Here is a 21,298-nt window from a genome sequence, read left to right as displayed (position 1 = left end):
AACGTCCAGCCTGTAGGCCCGGTAAGCGAAGCGCCACCGGGCAAAAGCATCAGGCTACGGTGCTGGATAAGTATAGACCTGATGCACCGCTTCAATCTCCGCTAACACCTCTTCACTCAGGTTCAGGTGGAAACTCTCAATATTGGTTTTCAGCTGTTCCATCGTGGTCGCGCCCAGCAGGGTGCTGGCGACAAACGGCTGACGGCGCACGAAGGCCAGCGCCATCTGCGCAGGGTCAAGACCGTGGCGCTTTGCGATATCCACATAGGCTGCAACGGCTTTTTGCGTCTGCTCGCCGCTGTAGCGGGTAAAGCGGCTAAAGAGGGTATTACGCGCCCCGGCCGGTTTCGCACCGTTCAGGTATTTCCCCGTCAGCGTGCCGAAACCGAGACAGGAGTAGGCGAGCAGCTCCACCTCTTCATACTGCGTCACCTCGGCCAAACCCACCTCATAGCTGCGGTTAAGCAGGCTGTACGGGTTCTGGATAGTCACGATACGCGGCAGATCGTGTTTATCTGCCAGATGCAGATAGCGCATGACCCCAAACGCCGTTTCGTTAGAGACGCCGATGTAGCGGATTTTTCCCGCACGCTGGCATTCGGTCAGCGCTTCCAGCGTTTCCAGCAGCGTGACGGCGGGGGCACTTTCATTCCAGCTGTAGCCGAGCTTACCAAAGCAGTTGGTGGGACGCTGCGGCCAGTGCACCTGATAAAGGTCGATATAGTCGGTTTGTAGGCGCTTCAGGCTGGCGTCCAGCGCGGCGCGGATATTCTTGCGATCGAGGATCTGGTTCGGGCGGATCCCGGCATCGTTGTTGCGCGAGGGGCCGCTAACCTTTGAGGCAATCACCAGCTTTTCACGGTTGCCGCGTGTTGCCAGCCAGTTACCGACGTAGGTTTCGGTCAGCCCTTGCGTTTCAGGGCGGGGGGGAACAGGGTACATCTCTGCGACATCAATCAGGTTAATGCCCTGGCTGACGGCGTAATCGAGTTGTGCATGGGCATCGGCTTCGCTGTTTTGTTCACCAAATGTCATCGTGCCCAACCCCAGTTGGCTGACTTCGAGAGCGCTGTGGGGGATACGGTGATAATGCATAGCCGGCTTCCTCAGTAGACTTATAGACCGCGTCAGGGCGTACCCGACAAAGGAATATAAACATGGCAGAGGGGAAGCAAAAGGGGAAGAAAAAAATCAAAAAGGCCAGCAAGCTACTGACCCCTTTCTGTTTATCGCTCGATAATTTGCGACACTTCGTCGCGATTGATCTGCATTTTATTGCCTTGCTGATCGCGGTAGCTCACCAGGCCGGTATCATCATCGACTTCGGGTTTGCCGTCGGTCAGGATCATTCGTCCATCCTTTGTCGCCATAACGTAATCGCTGCTACATCCGGATACGGCAAACGCTAAACCGACTGCTGACACTAACACTGCCCATTTTTTCATCGTTATCGTCCTCATCTGGCGCGTATCAAATATCATCTAGTATTAACCCGATATGGCGACTTGAGGAAGCGGTAAAATCTTAAAAAGCAGTCGATTATGTTTGAGAGCTCGCAAAATAAGTAAAAAACTATGTTGTTAACAGGAAATGACGGGCAAGGAGTGCGCCGGTGAAATTCTTTTTGAGATAAAAACCGCGCGGCAACGTCAGTATGGGCTGACCCTTCGCGCCAATTGCCTCGGTAAGCGCTTTACTGTTGGCCGCTTTTGGGCGCAGCTGTAATACCTCCCCGTGGCGGGCGGTGATGCGCTCTACCTGCCCAAGCACAATCATGTCCATCAGCTCCTCCCAGTCCAGACGCAGCTGATGATCCTCATCCTCGCTCGGGCTCCAGAGCAGCGGCGCGCCAACGCGACGCTCAGCGAGGGGGAGCTGTCGCTCGCCTTCAACCGGCACCCACAATACGCGCTTCAGCTTATGGCGAACGTGGCTGGTTTCCCACGTCACGCCGGTGTTGCCGGTTAATGGCGCAACGCAAACAAAGGTGGTTTCAAGCGGCTTGCCCAGGCTGTCTATGGGGATGGTTTTTAACTCCACGCCCAGTGCGGCAAAATCCTGCTCTGGTTTGCTCCCTGCGCTGGCACCCAGCCACAGTTCAAGCAGCATGCCGATCCAGCCTTTATCCCGTTTCAGATCCTTCGGGATCGGCAAACCTGCCATCGCCGCCAGCTCGCCAAGCGAAAAGCCTGCAAGACGCTGCGCCTGCTGTAGAAGCTGGCTCTCGCTGGACGGCGGTGAGAGCAAGGGTGTAAGCGGATGCATGAAGGTAACCTTTTGATTAAAAAATAAACGAAGAAATTGTCCCCTGTGGATAGAGTTTAACTATTTCTGTACCAATATTCCATGTGTATGATTTATAGGTTTTTTTATTGGTTTGAAATCGTTTCACCGGCGTCATAAACCCGGTTGTTCAAATCTGGTCACTGACAATGAACAGGATCTTACACCATGTTATCCACAGAAAAATGGGATAACTGGGCATAACCCTAACTACTGTTTCAATTTACAGCCTTGACGTGCGATGAAAATCGAATTTTCAGACAATTTGTGACTAACTTATTGGCACAATCTGTGGATAAAACCGACGCTGTTCGATCTTTCATCAGCACGACGATCCCTGGTGTGACGATCGTCACGCTATTCTGTTTTGCGATCATGAAAATACATTTAACTGATTGAAAGTTATCTAATTATATAATTGAGCTCACAAGAGGCGCACGACAGCGTCTGAGGTTGTTCATCGGTAATCAGACACTTCTTCACAACTATATCCACAGAAAAGGTGAATAAAATTCCCTTTGCCGTCGCTCATCTGTTTATAACTCAGCGCTAATTTGTGAGTTATTCAAATGTTATTAGGTTGCAGCCCTGTAAGAGAGTGGTTTACCGCCTCCCTGTAGTGTGAAACAATCATTCATATATAAGGTTTAGTTTGGGGTAGTCCGGTGATTGATGACGATGGCTACCGCCCGAACGTAGGAATAGTAATTTGTAATCGTCAGGGCCAGGTAATGTGGGCCCGGCGATATGGTCAGCACTCCTGGCAGTTCCCGCAGGGCGGGATCAATCCGGGAGAGTCCCCAGAACAAGCGATGTACCGGGAGCTTTTTGAAGAGGTCGGTTTAAGCCGAAAAGATGTTCGCATCCTGGCTTCGACCCGCAACTGGTTGCGTTACAAGTTACCGAAACGTTTGGTGCGTTGGGACACAAAGCCGGTTTGTATCGGCCAGAAACAGAAGTGGTTTCTGTTGCAGTTGGTGGGCAACGATTCAGACATCAATATGCAAACCAGCAGTACGCCGGAGTTCGATGGCTGGCGCTGGGTGAGCTATTGGTATCCTGTTCGTCAGGTCGTGTCATTTAAACGCGATGTTTACCGTAGGGTGATGAAAGAGTTTGCAAGTGTGGTAATGCAGCTTCAGGAGATCCCGCCTAAGCCGCAGAGCGCACCTGCCTGGCGACGTAAAAGAGGTTAAGCTACGCAAATCATGCTCACCCGCTTGCGAGAAATAGTCGAGAAGGTGGCCAGCGCGCCGCGTCTGAACGAGGCGCTGAATATTCTGGTCACCGACATCTGTCTTGCGATGGAGACCGAGGTCTGTTCGGTGTATCTGGCCGACCACGATCGGCGCTGCTATTACCTGATGGCAACCCGTGGTTTAAAAAAACCGCGTGGACGCACCGTCACGCTCGCATTTGATGAAGGTATCGTGGGTCTGGTCGGGCGGCTGGCTGAGCCCATCAACCTGGCCGACGCGCAAAAACACCCCAGCTTCAAATACATTCCTTCCGTAAAAGAAGAACGCTTCCGCGCTTTTCTTGGCGTACCGATTATCCAGCGTCGCCAGCTGCTCGGCGTGCTGGTCGTTCAGCAGCGTGAGCTGCGTCAGTACGATGAAAGCGAAGAGTCATTCCTCGTTACGCTGGCCACGCAGATGGCGGCTATCCTCTCCCAGTCTCAGCTTGCCGCGCTCTTTGGTCAGTATCGCCATACGCGCATTCGTGCCCTTCCGGCCTCGCCAGGCGTGGCGATAGCGGAAGGCTGGATGGACGCCACGCTGCCGTTGATGGAGCAGGTTTACGAAGCCTCAACGCTCGATGAAGCGCTTGAGCGCGAGCGTCTTACCGCCGCGCTGGAAGAGGCGGCAAATGAGTTTCGCCGCTACAGCAAGCGCTTTGCCGCAGGCGCGCAAAAAGAGACGGCGGCCATCTTCGACCTCTATTCGCACCTGCTCTCCGATGCGCGCCTGCGCCGCGAGCTTTTTGCCGAAGTGGATAAAGGGTCGGTCGCGGAGTGGGCGGTTAAGAAGGTTATCGAAAAATTTGCCGATCAATTTGCGGCATTGACCGATGGTTACCTGAAAGAGCGGGCAGGCGATCTCCGCGCTCTGGGACAGCGGCTGCTGTTCCATCTTGATGACACCATTCAGGGGCCGAATGCCTGGCCAAAACGGTTTGTTCTTGTTGCCGATGAACTCTCGGCAACGACGCTGGCTGAACTGCCGCAGGACAGGCTGGCCGGTGTGGTGGTGCGCGATGGTGCCGCCAACTCACACGCCGCCATCATGGTGCGCGCGCTGGGTATTCCAACCGTTATGGGCGCGGATATCCAGCCGTCGGTGCTGCACCGCCGCACGCTGGTGGTCGACGGCTATCGCGGTGAGCTGCTGGTCGATCCTGAGCCGGTTCTGCTCCAGGAATACCAGCGTCTTATCAGCGAAGAGAATGAATTAAGCAAGCTGGCGGAAGATGACGTTAACCTGCCCGCACAGCTCAAGAGCGGCGAACGGATCAAAGTCATGCTCAACGCGGGCTTAAGCCCCGAGCACGAAGAGAAGCTCGGCAGCCGCATCGACGGTATTGGCTTGTACCGTACTGAAATTCCGTTCATGCTGCAGAGCGGTTTCCCCTCCGAAGAGGAGCAGGTGGCGCAGTATCAGGGCATGCTGCAGATGTTCAACGACAAGCCTGTTACGCTGCGAACCCTGGACGTCGGTGCGGATAAACAGCTACCGTATATGCCGATCAGCGAAGAGAACCCGTGCCTGGGCTGGCGCGGGATCCGCATCACGCTCGATCAGCCAGAGATCTTCCTGATCCAGGTGCGCGCCATGCTGCGCGCCAACGCGGCGACGGGCAACCTCAGCATCCTGCTGCCGATGGTCACCAGCATTGATGAGATCGACGAGTCACGGCGGCTGATCGAACGTGCTGGTCGTGAAGTGGAAGAGATGATCGGCTATGCGATCCCGAAACCGCGGATAGGAGTGATGCTTGAAGTGCCGTCGATGGTCTTCATGCTGCCGCAGCTGGCGAACCGCGTTGATTTTATCTCTGTCGGCACGAACGACCTGACGCAATATATTCTGGCCGTCGATCGTAACAACACCCGCGTCGCCAGTATCTACGACAGCCTGCATCCGGCGATCATTCGCGCGTTGGCGATGATTGCTCGTGAGGCGGAGCAGTACGGCATTGATTTACGCCTGTGCGGTGAAATGGCGGGGGATTCCATGTGCGTTGCGATCCTGATTGGTCTGGGATACCGCCATCTGTCGATGAACGGTCGCGCCGTTGCCCGCGTGAAATACCTGTTGCGGCATATCGATATCGATGATGCCCGCGAGCTGGCTGAACGCAGCCTTGAGGCGCAGCTGGCTGCTGAGGTTCGTCATCAGGTTGCGGCGTTTATGGAACGACGGGGTATGGGCGGCCTGATCCGCGGCGGCCGCTAATCGTTTTTCGCCCTCTCCCTGTGGGTGAGGGCGCCAGCGCGCATAAAACCCTATACACATCTTTTACATCTCTGGCGCATCCTCCGCGTCCGCCTTATGCTATGATTCGCAACTTTGGAGCCTCTGCTTACAGCAGAATCGCATTTCTACCGCTGTCCACTTTCAGCGGAATAACAACATCTTGTGGTGACAGATGAACAGTGGTTATCTGCATTTTCCGGAATTTGATCCGGTCATTTTCTCAGTAGGACCTGTTTCGCTTCACTGGTACGGTTTGATGTACCTGGTGGGCTTCATTTTTGCCATGTGGCTTGCTGGTCGTCGCGCCAGCCGTCCCGGCAGCGGCTGGACCAAAAACGAAGTGGAAAACCTGCTGTACGCGGGCTTCCTCGGCGTGTTCCTCGGTGGCCGTATTGGGTATGTGCTGTTCTACAACCTCCCGGTATTCCTGAACGATCCCCTCTATTTATTTCGCGTCTGGGATGGCGGCATGTCCTTCCACGGCGGCCTGATTGGGGTGATCCTGGTGATGGTGATTTTTGCCAAGCGCACCAAACGCAACTTCTTCCAGGTGTCAGATTTTATCGCACCGCTGATCCCGTTTGGTCTGGGCGCTGGCCGTCTGGGCAACTTCATCAACGGTGAGCTGTGGGGCCGCGTCGACCCAAGCGTGCCATATACTATGCTCTTCCCGGGCTCGCGCGCGGAAGATATCGCGCTGTTGCCATCCCACCCGGAGTGGCAGTCCATTTTCGATACCTACGGCGTGCTGCCGCGCCATATGTCTCAGCTGTACGAGCTGGCGCTGGAAGGCGTGGTGCTGTTTATCATCCTCAACCTGTTTATCCGCAAACCGCGCCCGATGGGGGCTGTATCCGGCCTGTTCCTGATTGGCTACGGCGCATTCCGTATCATCGTCGAGTTCTTCCGCCAGCCGGACGCACAGTTTACCGGCGAGTGGGTACAGTACATCAGCATGGGGCAGATCCTCTCCATTCCGATGATCGTCGCGGGTGCCATTATGATGATTTGGGCGTATCGTCGTCGTCCACAGCAACAACTTTCCTGAGGAACCATGAAACAGTATCTTGAATTGATGAAAAAAGTGCTCGATGAGGGCACGCCGAAAAACGACCGCACCGGCACCGGTACGCTCTCCATTTTTGGCCACCAGATGCGCTTCAATCTGCAAGAAGGCTTCCCGCTGGTGACGACAAAGCGCTGCCACCTGCGCTCGATCATTCATGAACTGCTCTGGTTCCTGCAAGGCGATACCAACGTTGCGTATCTGCACGAAAATAACGTTTCAATCTGGGACGAATGGGCAGACGAGAACGGCAACCTGGGCCCGGTTTACGGCAAGCAGTGGCGCGCCTGGCCAACGCCCGATGGCCGCCATATTGACCAGATCACCACCGTGATGAACCAGCTGAAAAACGATCCGGACTCGCGCCGCATAATCGTTTCCGCCTGGAACGTCGGCGAGCTGGACAAAATGGCGCTGGCGCCGTGCCACGCGTTCTTCCAGTTCTATGTGGCGGATGGAAAGCTCTCCTGCCAGCTCTATCAGCGCTCCTGTGACGTGTTCCTCGGCCTGCCGTTTAACATCGCCAGCTATGCGCTGTTAGTCCACATGATGGCGCAGCAGTGCGACCTGGAAGTGGGCGATTTTGTCTGGACAGGTGGCGATACTCACCTTTACAGCAACCACATGGAACAGACGCATCTCCAGCTGACCCGCGAACCGCGTGCGCTGCCGAAGCTGATTATCAAACGTAAACCGGCGTCAATCTTCGACTACCGCTTTGATGATTTCGAGATTGAGGGCTACGACCCGCACCCCGGCATCAAGGCGCCCGTCGCTATCTGATGCGGTAAAGCCTGACACAACCGGTGCTGTTTAGCGCCGGTTTTTTTTCGCCTTTATTCCCTTTCCCGAAGCGCTATCCAGAAAGCCTGCAACGCGCTGCAACTCTTCCAATTCTCCGGATAACGCCTCGTAAAACGAGGATCCGACGCTCGTCATGTACGCGCCGCTTCGCCACACTCCCGTTATGAAAAAAGAGAACGGTTTTACGCTTATCGAAACGCTGGTCGCGATTTCGCTTGTTGTTATCCTGAGCGCCTCTGGCCTGTACGGCTGGGACAGCTGGCAACGGCAGCAGCGGCTGTGGCAAACCGCCAGCCAGGTGCGAGATTACCTGCTGTTTCTGCGCAACCATGCCAACCGCCACAACCGCGACCATCAAATTTCCCGTCAGCGGATGGGTGACCGGGACTGTCTGGCGAGCTCTGCCGTGCAAGGCTGTGAGAAGGGCAGTCCCTTTGTACTGATCCCACTCTGGCCTGAGGTTGCGATCGGCGAGGTCACGCCGTCACTCGGGTTCTATGGATTACGGGATACGGCTTGGGCGGGGAGAATACGCGTTCAAAGCCGTGCGGGAGAGTGGCTGATTATTGTCTCAAATGGGGGGCGCATCAGGATGTGTCAAGTTTCTGAGGGAGGTTCATGTTGATGAGGCAGCGCGGTTTCTCACTGACTGAAGTTCTGATTGCCATGGCGATTAGCAGCCTTTTGCTGATGAGCGCATCGCGTTTTTTACCCGGATTGCAGCGGGCGGTCTTACTGCAGTCCGGCCAGAGAGAGCTGGAGGAAGAGGTCTGGCAACAGCTGTTTGCCCTTGGCAAACAGCTTCAGCGTGCGGGGTACTGCGCGGGAAGCTGTCAGGGACAGGCGCTGACGATCGCGAGGCAAGGAGGTTGCGCCATTGTGCGGTGGGATGCCAACGGTAACGGCAGCTGGGACAACACGGCATCAGAAAATGACAGCACCGGTTTTCGTCTGGAAGCGGGCGCGCTGGAAACTCAGCGAGGGGCGACGTCGTGTGAAGGGAAAGGATGGGAAAAGCTTACCGACCCGGACAGGCTTACGATCGCGCATTTTGTCGTGCGGAAAGTGGAACATGCCGGTTTTGCGCCAGAGGTGAATATCGAACTGGCCGCGATGCGTAAAGGCGAGCAGGGGGAGCCCTGGCAGGCGCGGTATACGGTCACAGGGTACAACCTGTGAATCGTCAACGCGGAATGTCTTCGCTGGCGCTGGTTCTGCTTTTACTGGTGCTCGGTACCCTGATCCTCACAGGGCTCAATCAGCAGCTCACCACGTTTAGCACGCTCGTGGGCGATGAGAGCCGCTCACTTCAACAGCAGGCGAAGATACAATCCGCGCTTGAGTGGGGACGGGTTCAGAGCTGGTCGTCAGAGCCACAGGTTCAGTGCAAAAACACATCGGCGTGGCAGGTGTGTTTGCGCCCGCTGAGCGAGGCGCGCGTGTTGCTGATTGCCGGAGACCGTGACCTGCTATTCTGGCGCGCAGGAGAGATTGTCGATGGGAAAGTTCGCTTTTCGCCTCACGGCTGGAGCGATTTTTGCCCCCTTAAGGAGAGCGGGTTATGTCAACTGCCGTAAGCAGAGAAAAGGGGTTTAGCATGGTTGAGGTCCTGCTGGCGATGGTGCTGCTGACGATCGTCGTGACGGCGCTGTCGGGCTATCACCGGGCGCTGGCGGCGCGCTTTACCGTGCTCAATCAGTATCGCCAGCTCTGGCACCATGCCTGGAACCAGTCTCAGCTCTCAACAAATGTTCTCCCCGCAGGCTGGCAGGCCAGTCGGGTGCAGACAACGCACGCAGGATGTGTCAGCATCACGGTTACACTTATTTCTCCTCTGGGGCGGCGCGGTGAGATAACGCGTCTGCATTGCCCGGTTAGCCAGTAGTCGGGAGCGTCTATGTTAAGGGTCTACCACTCAAATCGTCTGGATGTGCTGGAAGCGCTGATGGAGTTTATCGTTGAGCGCGAGCGGCTTGACGATCCGTTTGAGCCCGAAATGGTGCTGGTGCAGAGCACCGGTATGGCACAGTGGCTGCAAATGTCCCTTTCCCGCAAGTTTGGCATAGCCGCGAACATCGATTTCCCGCTGCCCGCGAGCTTTATCTGGGACATGTTCGTGCGCGTGTTGCCGGATATTCCAGAGCAGAGCGCATTCAACAAGCAGGCGATGAGCTGGAAGCTGATGGCGCTACTGCCGGAAATGCTGCAGCGCGATGAATTTGCCATGCTGCGTCACTACCTCAACGATGACACCGATAAGCGCAAGCTGTTCCAGCTGGCGTCGCGCACCGCCGATCTCTACGACCAATACCTGGTTTACCGTTCTGACTGGTTAATCCGTTGGGAAGCGGGCGAGCTGGTCGACGGGCTGCCGGAGGCGCAGGTATGGCAGGCACCGCTGTGGAAAGCGCTGGTGGATCATACGGAGAAACTTGGCCAGCCTAAGTGGCACCGTGCCAATCTGTACGATCGGTTTATCTCGATACTTGAAAATGCGTCGGAGCGCCCGGCACGGCTGCCGTCACGCGTCTTTATCTGCGGGATATCCGCATTACCCCCCATTTATCTGAAGGCGTTGCATGCGCTGGGTAAGCATATTGATATCCATATTTTGTTTACCAACCCCTGCCGGCAGTATTGGGGGGATATCCTTGACGAACGCTGGCTTGCACGGCTGGTGACCCGTCAAAGAAAGCGCCTTTTTGAAGAGCGAACGGTGCCTCTGTTTAAAGACGTTTCGGCTGTCGGGCAGCTTTTTGATGAAGAGGGGATCCAGAACCTGCCCAATCCGCTGCTTGCCTCATGGGGTAAGCTGGGGCGTGACTACATTCATATGCTTTCAGACATCACGTCCTCAGGTGAAGGTGACGTGGATGCCTTTGTGGAGATAGCCCCGGACAGCCTGCTGCATAACATTCAGTTAGACATTCTGGACCTGGAAAACCGCGTCGTGATGGGCGTGACGGCGAACGAGTTCGAACGCAGCGACAGTAAGCGAAAACTGGATCCCGACGATCGCAGCGTCACGTTCCACGTTTGCCACAGCCCGCAGCGCGAGGTCGAAGTGCTTCACGACCAGCTGCTGGCGATGCTGCAGGAGGACCCCGACCTGACGCCGCGCGACATCGTGGTGATGGTGGCGGATATCGACAGCTACAGCCCCTTTATTCAGGCCGTCTTTGGCAGCGCGACGGGTGAGCGATACCTGCCTTACGCTATCTCTGACCGTCGTGCCCGCCAGTCGCATCCGCTATTGCAGGCCTTTATCACTCTGCTGTCACTGTCGGATAGCCGGTTCATCTCGGAAGATGTTCTGGCGTTACTGGATGTTCCCGTGCTGGCCGCACGCTTCAACATCAATGAAGAGGGGCTGCGCTACCTTCGCCAGTGGGTGAATGAGTCTGGGGTGCGCTGGGGGATCGATGACGATAACGTGCAGGAGTTCGAACTTCCTCCAACCGGGCAGCACACGTGGCGATTTGGTCTGACGCGTATGCTGCTGGGCTACGCCATGGAGAGCAGCCAGGGCGAGTGGAACGAGGTGCTGCCTTACGATGAATCCAGCGGGTTGATTGCTGAGCTGGTGGGGCATTTAGCGTCGCTGCTGATGCAGCTTAACCGCTGGCGACACGAGCTGCTCCAGCCGCGAACGCTTGAAGCGTGGCTTCCGGTGTGCAGGGCGTTGCTCAATGATTTCTTCCTGCCGGACAGCGACACCGAAGCGGCAATGGCGCTCATTGAAACACAGTGGCAGGCCATTATCGACGAAGGCGTGAATTCCCACTATCAGGAAGCCATTCCGTTGTCGCTGTTGAGGGATGAGTTGACGCAGCGGCTTGACCAGGAGCGAATCAGCCAGCGTTTCCTGGCCGGTCCCATCAATATCTGCACCCTGATGCCCATGCGTTCTATCCCGTTTAAAGTGGTCTGCCTGCTCGGCATGAACGACGGCGTGTATCCCCGCGCGCTGGCGCCGCTGGGGTTCGATTTGATGAGCGCAAATCCAAAACGGGGCGACCGTAGCCGCCGTGATGATGACCGCTACCTTTTCCTTGAGGCGCTCATCTCCGCCCAGAGTAAGCTCTATATCAGCTATATTGGTCGTTCCATCCAGGACAACAGCGAGCGTTTCCCTTCCGTTCTGGTGCAGGAGCTGGTGGACTATATCGGCCAAAGTCACTATCTGCCGGGGGATGAAGAACGCAACTGTGATGAAAGCGAGCAGAGGGTGAAAGCCCATATCACCTGTTACCACAGCCGCATGCCGTTTGACCCTGTGAATTACGTTGCCAGCGAGCGCCAGAGCTATGCTCAGGAGTGGCTACCCGCGGCAAAAAAAGAGGGGAGAGCACATACCGATTTCATTCAGGAGCTTGACCCACGGCCTGTCGACACCCTGACCTTTGAACAGCTTCAGCGGTTTTGGGCGCATCCGGTGCGCGCCTTCTTCCAGCAGCGACTACAGGTCAACTTCCGTTCTGAAGAGAGTGAAATTCCTGATGCAGAGCCCTTTACGCTGGAAGGGCTGGAGCGCTACCAGTTAAACCTGCAATTGCTGAACGCGCTGGTTGAAGAGGAGGATGCGGACAAGCTTTACCGCCGCTACCGTGCCGCAGGGCAGCTGCCCTACGGCGCGTTCGGGGAGATCGTCTGGGAGGCGCAGTGTCAGGAGATGACCGCCCTGGCAGAGCGCGTGAGAGCGTGCCGACAGCCAGGAAAAAGTATTGAAATCGATCTCAGCTGCAACGGTGTACAGCTCACTGGCTGGTTAACCCAGGTTCAGCCTGACGGGCTGCTGCGCTGGCGGCCCTCAATGCTTAGCGTTTCCCAGGGATTGCAACTCTGGCTGGAACATCTTGTCTACAGTGCGTTGGGTCATCAAGGTGAAAGCCGGATCTTCGTGCGCAAAGAGGGCGAGTGGCGCTTCCCGCCGATGGAGTCTGAACAGGCGTTACGGTATCTGTCTTTGTATATTGAGGGCTACGGCCAGGGAATCAACAAACCGCTTCTGTTACTACCTGAAAGTGGCGGTGCGTGGATAAAAGCCTGTTATGACGCGCAGAATGATGCGATGTTAACGGATGAGTCTTCGCTGCAGAAAGCGCGCAGCAAATTTATGCAGGCCTACGAAGGTAACATGATGGTGCGTGGTGAAGGTGAAGATGTGTGGTATCAGCGCTTGTGGCGAACGCTTGAGCCAGAATACTTCGACGCTATCACGGAAGAGGCGCAGCGCTACCTGCTGCCGTTGTTTAGATTTAATCAGTCCTGAGTGCTGTATAAAAATTGCGCAGTCAGAGGTGTTCATTTATGATGCACCTCTTATCACGGACTGATGTACCCAATAAAGAGATGTTGGCGTGTCCAGCACGCAGTGTGTTAATGATGTAGCCGTGATAAAGAGGTAGCACCTTGTTTAAAGCGTTTGTGTTGTTTTTCGCCCTCTGGGTACCTGTCACTCAGGCAGACTCCGGTTGGCAACCCGTCCAGGAAACTATTCGTAAAAGCGAAAAAGATACCCGCCAATATCAGGCTATTCGTCTTGATAACGGGATGACCGTGCTGCTGGTTTCCGACCCGCAGGCGGTGAAATCCCTGTCGGCATTAGTGGTGCCGGTTGGATCGCTGGAAGACCCTGACGCGCATCCTGGGCTTGCACACTATCTGGAACATATGACGCTGATGGGGTCAAAAAAATACCCGCAGCCAGATAGCCTGTCCGAATTTCTGAAGATGCATGGCGGCAGCCACAATGCCAGCACGGCACCGTACCGCACGGCCTTTTATCTCGAAGTCGAAAATGATGCGCTCGAAGGGGCTGTCGATCGTCTTGCCGATGCTATTGCCGCGCCGCTGCTCGATAAAAAATACGCCGATCGTGAACGTAATGCGGTGAATGCCGAGCTAACCATGGCCCGCACGCGAGACGGTATGCGCATGGCGCAGGTCAGCGCCGAAACCATCAACCCCGCACACCCCGGTTCGCGCTTCTCCGGCGGTAACCTGGAAACCCTGAGCGACAAGCCGAACAGTCCGGTGCTTGAGGCCCTGCACGCGTTTCGCGATAAATACTATTCCGCTAACCTGATGAAAGCGGTCATCTACAGCAATAAACCCTTACCAGAGCTGGCAGGTATGGCGGCCAAAACGTTTGGCCGGGTGCCGAATAAAAATATCGACCTGCCGGAAATCTCCGTTCCAGTGGTCACGGATGCGCAAAAAGGTATCGTGATCCACTACGTCCCTGCCATGCCGCGCAAAGTGCTGCGCGTGGAATTCCGCATCGATAACAACACGGCACAGTTTCGCAGTAAAACCGATGAGCTGGTGACCTACCTGATAGGTAACCGAAGCCCGGGGACGCTGTCGGACTGGCTGCAAAAGCAGGGGCTGGTGGAAGGTATTCGCGCCGACTCCGATCCGGTTGTGAACGGCAACAGCGGCGTGCTGGCGATCTCCGCCACGTTGACCGACAAAGGGCTGGCAAACCGTGATGAAGTGGTGGCGGCGATCTTCAGCTACCTTTCATTACTCCGTGAGAAGGGCGTCGATAAGCGTTATTTTGACGAACTTGCCCACGTGCTTGATCTCGATTTCCGTTATCCGTCCATTACCCGCGACATGGATTACGTGGAGTGGCTGGCGGATACCATGATCCGCGTGCCGGTGGAGCACACGCTCGACGCGGTCAATATCGCCGACCGGTATGATGCCGAGGCGTTAAAGGCCCGCCTGGCGATGATGACGCCGGAGAATGCCCGCATCTGGTACATCAGCCCGGACGAACCGCATAACAAGACGGCCTATTTTGTTGATGCCCCTTATCAGGTGGATAAAATTAGCGCGCAGGCCTTCGCCGACTGGCAGAAGAAGGCGGGGGAGATTGCGTTGAAGCTGCCGGAGCTGAACCCCTATATTCCGGACGACTTCTCGCTTATCAAAACGACGAAAGATTACCCGCACCCTGAACTCATCATTGATGAGCCGACGCTGCGCGTGGTGTATACCCCAAGCCGCTACTTCGCAAGCGAGCCTAAGGCCGATGTCAGCGTGGTGCTGCGCAACCCGAAAGCGATGAACAGCGCTAAAAATCAGGTGATGTTCGCGCTCAATGACTATCTCGCCGGAATTGCGCTCGATCAGCTCAGCAACCAGGCGGCCGTAGGCGGGATCACCTTCTCCACCAACGCCAACAACGGTTTGATGCTCAATGCAAACGGCTATACCCAGCGTTTGCCTCAGCTGTTCCAGGCCCTGCTGGAGGGTTATTTCAGCTATACGCCGACAGAAGAGCAGCTTGAACAGGCCAAATCGTGGTATGCGCAGATGATGGATTCTGCGGAGAAAGGCAAAGCTTACGATCTGGCGCTGATGCCCGCGCAAATGCTGTCGCAGGTGCCTTATTTCCAGCGAGAAGACCGCCGCGCGCTGCTGCCTTCGATCACCTTAAAAGACGTGCTGGCGTACCGCGACGCGCTGAAAACCAACACGCGCCCGGAGTTCCTTATCGTCGGCAACATGAGTGAGGAACAGGCTAAAATCCTGGCGGAGAACGTGCGCACTCAGCTCGGATCAAAAGGCGACGAGTGGTGCCGCAACCAGGACGTGCTGGTTGAGAAAAAACAGAATGTGATTTTTGAAAAGACGGGTAACAGCACGGATTCCGCGCTGGCCGCGGTATTTGTGCCAACGGGCTACGATGAATTCGCCAGTTCAGCGCAAAGTGCCGTGCTGGGACAGATTATTCAGCCGTGGTTCTATAACCAGTTACGCACGGAGGAGCAGCTCGGCTACGCGGTGTTTGCCTTCTCCATGAACGTTGGTCGTCAGTGGGGGCTGGGCTTCCTGCTGCAAAGCAGCGATAAACAGCCGGCGTATCTCTGGCAGCGTTACCAGGCCTTCTTCCCCCAGGTGGAAGCTAAACTGCGCGCCATGAAGCCGGAAGAGTTCGCCCAGATCCAGCAGGCCGTCATCGCGCAGGTGATGCAGCCGCCGCAGACGCTGGGTGAAGAAGCCTCGCAGCTGAGCAAAGATTTCGATCGCGGTAATCTGAAATTTGATTCGCGTGATAAAGTAGTGGCCGAGATAAAACAGCTGACGCCGCAGAAGGTTGCCGACTTCTTCCATCAGGCGGTCATTAAGCCGCAGGGGATTACCATCCTGTCTCAGGTTTCTGGTAGCCAGAACGGGAAAACGGAGTACGTGAACCCGAAAGGCTGGAAAGTCTGGAAGAGCGTCAGCGCGCTGCAGCAATCTATGCCCTGGAGTAAGAAAGAATGACCGACACCGCTGAGTCCCTTGATCCCTTACGTTTACCTCTGCAGGGTGAACGATTGATTGAAGCCTCAGCGGGAACGGGAAAAACCTTCACCATTGCCGCCCTCTATCTGCGCCTGCTGTTAGGGCTTGGCGGCAGCGCCGCTTTTCCTCGCCCTTTGAGCGTGGAAGAGCTGCTGGTGGTGACCTTCACCGAGGCCGCCACCGCAGAGCTGCGGGGCCGTATTCGTACTAACATCCACGAGCTGCGCATCGCCTGTCTGCGTCAGAGCACGGATAACCCCCTTTACGCGAGCCTTCTTGAAGAAATTGCCGATAAGCAACAGGCAGCCCAGTGGCTGCTGCTCGCTGAACGGCAGATGGACGAAGCGTCCGTCTTTACCATCCACGGTTTTTGCCAGCGCATGCTGAGCCTGAATGCGTTTGAATCCGGCATGCTGTTTGAACAGCAGCTTATTGAAGATGAATCCGTGCTGCGCTATCAGGCCTGCGCGGATTTCTGGCGTCGCCACTGCTACCCGTTACCGCGCGATATCGCCGAGGCGGTACATGCGTTGTGGAAGGGGCCAGAGGCGCTGCTGAGGGCTATCGATCGCTATCTGCAGGGGGAAGCGCCGGTCATCAAATCCCCGCCGCCTGCGGATGAAACGCTGGCTTCTCGGCATGAAAAAATTGTCGCGAAAATTGCCGGGATCAAGCAAAAATGGTTGGCGTCAGTCGGCGAGATTGACGGCATCATCGAAAATTCCGGGATTGACCGACGCAAGTTCAACCGCGGCAATCAGGGGAAATGGATCGACAAGATCAGCGCCTGGGCGCAGGAGGAGACGCGAGGCTATCAGCTCCCGGACGCGCTGGAGAAATTCTCCCGGCGTTTCCTGGTTGAGCGAACCAAAGCCGACGGCATTGTGCCTGAGCATCCCCTGTTTGAGGCGATTGAAGCCCTGCTGGCGGAACCCCTCACGCTCAACGATCTGATGATTACCCGCGCCATGACGGAAATTCGCGAAGCCGTCGCGCGTGAGAAACGCCGCCGGGGGGAACTGGGCTTTGACGATATGCTGAGCCGCCTCGACGCCGCGCTGTGCAGTGAAAATGGTGAAGCGCTTGCCGCCGCGATTCGCACCCGTTTCCCGGTGGCGATGATTGACGAATTTCAGGATACCGACCCTCAGCAGTACCGGATTTTCCGCCGCATCTGGCGCCAGCAGCCCGACACCGCGCTGCTGCTCATCGGCGACCCGAAACAGGCCATTTACGCCTTCCGCGGTGCGGATATTTTCACCTACATGAAAGCCCGCAGCGAGGTTGACGCGCACTACACGCTCGACACCAACTGGCGCTCTTCCCCCGGCATGGTGGAAAGCGTCAACGCGCTCTTCAGCCGCATGGATACGGCGTTTATGTTCCGGGAGATCCCGTTTCAGCCGGTAAAATTCGCCGAGAAAAATGCCTCGTTGCGCTTCGAGTTTAACGGCGAGACGCAGCCTGCCATGAACTTCTGGCTGCTGGACGGTGAAGGCTGCGGCGTTGCCGACTATCAAAATGCCATGGCCCAGCACTGTGCCGCGCAAATTCGGGACTGGCTCAGCGCGGGCGCGCGGGGTGAGGCGCTGCTGTTTAAGGGAGATAAACCTGCCACGGTAAAGGCGTCTGATATTACGGTGCTGGTGCGCAGCCGTCAGGAGGCCGCGCTCATTCGCGACGCCCTGACGTTACTGAATATCCCCTCCGTCTACCTCTCGAACCGCGACAGCGTCTTTGAAACGCTGGAAGCCCAGGAGATGCTATGGCTGCTGCAGGCTGTGCTGGCTCCCGAGCGGGAAAGCACGCTGCGCAGCGCCCTGGCGAGCGCGATGCTCGGGCTGAACGCGCGGGACATTGATGCGCTCAACCATGACGAAGCCGCGTGGGATGCCGTGGTAGAAGAGTTTGTTCGCTACCGTGAAAGGTGGCAGAAGCGCGGCGTGATGGCGATGGTGCGCGAGCTTATGGCACAGCGGCACATTGCGGAGAATATGCTGGCTACCGCAGGCGGCGAGCGGCGGCTAACCGATATTCTGCACATTGGCGAACTCTTGCAGGAAGCGGGGACCCAGCTGGAGAGCGAACACGCCCTGGTGCGCTGGCTGGCGCAGCAGATTGCCGATCCGAACAGCAATTCGTCCAGCCAGCAGATGCGCCTTGAGAGCGATAAGCATCTGGTGCAGATCGTCACCATCCACAAGTCGAAAGGCCTGGAATACCCGCTGGTCTGGCTGCCGTTTATCGCTAATTACCGCGTGCAGGATCAGGCTTTTTACCACGATCGCGAGTCGTTCGAAGCGGTGCTCGATCTCAGCAACGCGGAGTCCAGCGTAGAGCTGGCAGAGGCCGAACGTCTGGCGGAAGATTTACGCCTGCTCTACGTGGCGCTGACCCGCTCGGTCTGGCACTGTAGCCTGGGCGTTGCGCCGCTGTTCCGCCGTCGGGGCGAAAAGAGCGGGGAGACCGATTTTCACCTGAGCGCGCTGGGGCGGCTTGTTCAGCAGGGGGAACCCAAAGACGCGGCGGGCCTGCGCAAGTGCATCGAATCGCTTTGCGCGGAGCATATTGCCCTGCATATTCCGTCGCAGCCCGACAACAGCCGCTGGCAGATGCCGGACCTGCGCGAGTCAGCGCTCCATGCCCGCCAGGTTGTGCGTACCATTGCCGACGACTGGCGCGTCACCAGCTACTCCGGTTTACAGCAGCATGGGCAGAGTATTGCGCAGGATCTCATGCCAAAGCTGGACGTGGATGCCGCAGGTGCCGGTAGCGTGCCCGTGGAGCCGCTGCTAACGCCGCACCAGTTTCCGCGCGGCGCATCGCCCGGCACGTTTTTGCACAGCCTGTTTGAAGAGCTGGATTTTACCCAGCCGGTTTCCGAAGAGTGGGTGCTGAAGATGTTACAAAGCGGTGGCTACGACGCACAGTGGCAGCCGGTTCTCACCGACTGGATCCGCGCGGTACTGCACGCGCCGCTCACGACGCAGGGGATCTCGCTTAGCCAGTTGACCGCAAAAGATAAGCAGGTGGAGATGGAGTTTTATCTCCCCATCGCCAGCCCGCTCAGGGCCGAGGCGCTTGACGCGCTGGTCCGCGAGTTCGATCCGTTATCCGCGGGGTGCCCGCCGCTGAACTTCCGCCAGGTGCAGGGGATGCTCAAGGGCTTTATCGACCTGGTGTTCCGCCACGAAGGGCGCTACTACCTGCTCGATTACAAATCGAACTGGCTGGGTGAAGACAGCACAGCCTATACCCAGCAGGCGATGGCCTCGGCGATGCAAATGCATCGCTACGATTTGCAGTATCAGCTCTATACCCTGGCGCTGCACCGTTACCTGCGTCACCGCATGGCCAATTACCGCTACGAAGACCACTTTGGCGGCGTTATTTACCTGTTCCTGCGCGGTGTGGACGCCAACGACCCGCGTTCCGGCGTCTTTAGCACCCGTCCGGCTGCGGAACTGATTGAAAAAATGGATAGCCTGTTTGCTGCAGGCACGGAGGAAGTGGCATGACGATTCAGGCGCTACTGCTGGAGGCGGTTGAACAACGATTACTGCGCCACCTGGACGTGCAGTTTGCCATGATGGTGGCAGGCGAAGAGCCTGCCGTCATGCTTGCCGCCGCTATTCTGAGCAAAGACGCGGGGGAGGGGCACGTGTGTCTGCCGCTGTCGCGTCTGACGGTGGATGAGAAAATGCCTCCGGCTTTACAGGCGTGTTTCGCGCTGCTGGGTGACGCGGTGGACTGGCAGGCGACATTACTCCGCTCGCCTGCCGTGAGCGGAGCCGATAGCGGGACGCCGATGATCCTGGTCGGCGAGCGTTTGTATCTTAACCGGCTGTGGCGTAACGAACTGACGGTAGCGCGCTTCTTCAGCGAGACCAACGCGCCGCTTCCCTGCGATGAAGCGCAGCTTCGGCAGGTGCTGGATGCGCTGTTTACCTCTGACGAGGCGACGGACTGGCAAAAAGTAGCGGCTGCCGTGGCGCTAACGCGACGGATTTCGGTGATATCGGGCGGCCCGGGCACCGGAAAAACGACCACCGTGGCAAAACTGCTTGCCGCGCTGATTCAGCTATCGGGGGAGCAAAAGTGCCGTATTCGCCTGGCGGCCCCCACCGGCAAAGCGGCGGCACGCCTGACGGAATCGCTAGGCGGCGCGCTGCAAAAGCTGCCGCTCACCGGAGAGCAGCTTGCGCTCTTCCCGAATGAAGCCAGTACCCTGCACCGGCTACTGGGCGCTCAGCCGGGTAGCCAGCGCCTGCGCTATCATGCCGGTAACCCCTTACACCTTGACGTGCTGGTGGTAGATGAAGCGTCGATGATTGACCTGACGATGATGTCGCGGTTGATCGATGCGCTCCCGCCGCACGCGCGCGTCATTTTTCTCGGCGATCGTGACCAGCTTGCCTCCGTAGAGGCGGGGGCCGTGCTGGGTGATATTTGCACGTATGCCAGCCTGGGATATACCGCGGAACGCGCGCAGGAGCTTGCCCGTCTCACCGGATGTTCGCTCACGTCTGAAAACCATTCGCTTGCCGGGGCGCTGCGCGACAGCCTGTGTCTGCTGCAAAAAAGCTACCGTTTCGGCAGCGACTCCGGCATCGGCCAGCTTGCGGCGGCCGTGAATCGCGGGGATCGGCGCACTACTGCGGCGGTATTTGACGGTACCTACACCGATATTGAGAAAAAATCCCTGCAAAGCGGGGAAGCCTATCAGGCGATGCTCGCTGATGCCCTGCAGGGGTACCAGCGCTTTCTGACGGACGTACATCAGCACAGTTCGCCGGAGCAGGTCATTGCCGCGTTTGGCGAATATCAGCTGCTCTGTGCGCTGAGGGAAGGGCCTTTTGGCGTTCGGGGGCTGAACGACAGGCTGGAACAGCTGCTGGCGCAAAAACGCAAAATTAACCGTAACCCGCACTCGCGCTGGTATGAGGGGCGACCGGTGATGATTTCCCGCAACGACAGCGCGCTGGGGCTGTTTAACGGGGATATCGGGATTGCGCTCGACTGCGGCCAGGGGCTGCGCGTCTGGTTCCATATGCCGGACGGGAGCGTGAAGTCCTTCCAGCCCAGCCGTTTGCCCGAGCATGAAACCGCCTGGGCGATGACGGTGCATAAATCCCAGGGCTCCGAGTTTAACCACGCGGCGCTGGTCCTGCCCACGCAGCTTTCACCCGTCATTACCCGCGAGCTGATCTATACCGCCATTACGCGCGCGCGTCAGCGCCTGTCGCTGTATGCCGATGAACGCGTGCTGGTGCAGGCGATTGCCACCCGAACGGAACGCCGAAGCGGGCTGGGCGCGATATTTGAATCTCTCTGAATGAAAGCCCTCGCCGGACGGTGAGGGCATCGT

At 57.2% G+C, this 21,298-nt stretch carries 15 protein-coding genes; 12 read left to right on the top strand and 3 right to left on the bottom strand.

The window, feature by feature from the left end; genetic code table 11:
- Positions 1-54: 54 nt before the first annotated feature.
- The 3 genes from FY206_RS19850 to mutH form a co-directional block, all read right to left on the bottom strand.
- Entirely contained in the window at positions 55-1,095 is a 1,041-nt protein-coding gene (locus FY206_RS19850; RefSeq protein WP_032643193.1) for an NADP(H)-dependent aldo-keto reductase, read from the bottom strand.
- Positions 1,096-1,226: 131 nt separating this feature from the next.
- A complete protein-coding gene (locus FY206_RS19845; RefSeq protein WP_032643191.1) occupies positions 1,227-1,445 on the bottom strand; it encodes a YgdI/YgdR family lipoprotein in 219 nt (72 codons plus the stop codon).
- 127 nt (positions 1,446-1,572) lie between these two features.
- The gene (mutH, locus tag FY206_RS19840; protein ID WP_032643189.1) at positions 1,573-2,265 is read right to left on the bottom strand and encodes a DNA mismatch repair endonuclease MutH; all 693 of its coding nucleotides are present in this window, start codon (positions 2,263-2,265) and stop codon (positions 1,573-1,575) included.
- Between the two features lie 683 nt (positions 2,266-2,948).
- Here mutH and rppH point away from each other — a divergent pair.
- The 12 genes from rppH to recD all read left to right on the top strand — a co-directional run bounded on the left by rppH (position 2,949) and on the right by recD (position 21,265).
- Complete coding sequence (rppH, locus tag FY206_RS19835; RefSeq protein ID WP_013098553.1) at positions 2,949-3,479, top strand: RNA pyrophosphohydrolase; 531 nt, start codon at positions 2,949-2,951, stop codon at positions 3,477-3,479.
- A gap of 12 nt (positions 3,480-3,491) precedes the next feature.
- Positions 3,492-5,738 (top strand): phosphoenolpyruvate--protein phosphotransferase, encoded by a 2,247-nt coding sequence (ptsP, locus tag FY206_RS19830; protein ID WP_032643187.1) that lies wholly within the window; start codon positions 3,492-3,494, stop codon positions 5,736-5,738.
- Between the two features lie 193 nt (positions 5,739-5,931).
- Complete coding sequence (gene lgt / locus FY206_RS19825) at positions 5,932-6,807, top strand: prolipoprotein diacylglyceryl transferase (protein WP_032643185.1); 876 nt, start codon at positions 5,932-5,934, stop codon at positions 6,805-6,807.
- Between the two features lie 6 nt (positions 6,808-6,813).
- Entirely contained in the window at positions 6,814-7,608 is a 795-nt protein-coding gene (gene thyA / locus FY206_RS19820) for a thymidylate synthase (protein ID WP_014885081.1), read from the top strand.
- Positions 7,609-7,792: 184 nt separating this feature from the next.
- Positions 7,793-8,254 carry a prepilin peptidase-dependent protein gene (locus FY206_RS19815; protein WP_032643674.1) on the top strand — a complete coding sequence of 154 codons (462 nt, stop codon included), beginning with the start codon at positions 7,793-7,795 and terminating at the stop codon, positions 8,252-8,254.
- Positions 8,248-8,808: a prepilin peptidase-dependent protein gene (locus FY206_RS19810; protein WP_032643183.1), complete on the top strand. Its 561-nt coding sequence runs from the start codon at positions 8,248-8,250 to the stop codon at positions 8,806-8,808. Before FY206_RS19815 ends, FY206_RS19810 begins: the two co-directional genes overlap by 7 nt.
- Positions 8,805-9,206, top strand: coding sequence for a DUF2509 family protein (locus FY206_RS19805; protein WP_032643181.1), 402 nt, complete (start codon positions 8,805-8,807; stop codon positions 9,204-9,206). Before FY206_RS19810 ends, FY206_RS19805 begins: the two co-directional genes overlap by 4 nt.
- On the top strand, positions 9,191-9,514 hold the full coding sequence (locus tag FY206_RS19800) for a prepilin-type N-terminal cleavage/methylation domain-containing protein (RefSeq protein ID WP_032643179.1): 324 nt from the start codon (positions 9,191-9,193) through the stop codon (positions 9,512-9,514). Before FY206_RS19805 ends, FY206_RS19800 begins: the two co-directional genes overlap by 16 nt.
- A 12-nt stretch (positions 9,515-9,526) precedes the next feature.
- Complete coding sequence (gene recC / locus FY206_RS19795; RefSeq protein WP_032643177.1) at positions 9,527-12,901, top strand: exodeoxyribonuclease V subunit gamma; 3,375 nt, start codon at positions 9,527-9,529, stop codon at positions 12,899-12,901.
- 140 nt (positions 12,902-13,041) lie between these two features.
- Positions 13,042-15,909, top strand: coding sequence for a pitrilysin (ptrA, locus tag FY206_RS19790; RefSeq protein ID WP_032643175.1), 2,868 nt, complete (start codon positions 13,042-13,044; stop codon positions 15,907-15,909).
- The gene (gene recB / locus FY206_RS19785; protein ID WP_032643173.1) at positions 15,906-19,448 is read left to right on the top strand and encodes an exodeoxyribonuclease V subunit beta; all 3,543 of its coding nucleotides are present in this window, start codon (positions 15,906-15,908) and stop codon (positions 19,446-19,448) included. The genes ptrA and recB overlap by 4 nt, the downstream gene beginning before the upstream one ends.
- Positions 19,445-21,265, top strand: a complete 1,821-nt coding sequence (recD, locus tag FY206_RS19780) for an exodeoxyribonuclease V subunit alpha (protein WP_077064450.1) — start codon at positions 19,445-19,447, stop codon at positions 21,263-21,265. Before recB ends, recD begins: the two co-directional genes overlap by 4 nt.
- Positions 21,266-21,298 lie beyond the last annotated feature (33 nt).

The sequence above is a fragment of the Enterobacter chengduensis genome (genome assembly GCF_001984825.2).
In the GTDB taxonomy this organism is placed as follows: domain Bacteria; phylum Pseudomonadota; class Gammaproteobacteria; order Enterobacterales; family Enterobacteriaceae; genus Enterobacter; species Enterobacter chengduensis.
This window is presented reverse-complemented; position numbering and strand designations above follow the sequence as displayed.